Source organism: Streptomyces sp. P9(2023) (assembly GCF_032436795.1).
GTDB lineage: Bacteria > Actinomycetota > Actinomycetes > Streptomycetales > Streptomycetaceae > Streptomyces.
Map to the genome: position 1 here is coordinate 1 of NZ_JAUPWM010000807.1, position 239 is coordinate 239.

The 239-nt window shown below is 41.8% G+C and carries 1 protein-coding gene; it reads right to left on the reverse strand.

Features of this window, described 5'->3' with window-relative positions; translation table 11 throughout:
• The coding region (locus tag Q5762_RS39520) for a hypothetical protein (RefSeq protein WP_315897150.1) at nt 1–239 on the reverse strand (239 nt) is incomplete at both ends.

Below are 239 nucleotides of genomic sequence, written 5' to 3' on the forward strand. Positions count from 1 at the left end.
CAATCGCTTAGCTTCTAACGCATTCAGCTGCTCTTGCGTGAGTGCGCTGTCTGCTTTGCTGTCGATTTGTTCTTGGGTGTCTTCTAAGGCTGGTGACCAGTCTGAAAATACTGTGCCTTTTTCGACTTTGGCAAGTTTCCATTGTAGCGAACCACTAGCAATATAATCTGTTCTAAACTGCCAGCTCCAATATTCATTTTTCAAATGGTCTGCAGTGATTTTGAACATGAATTCAAAAT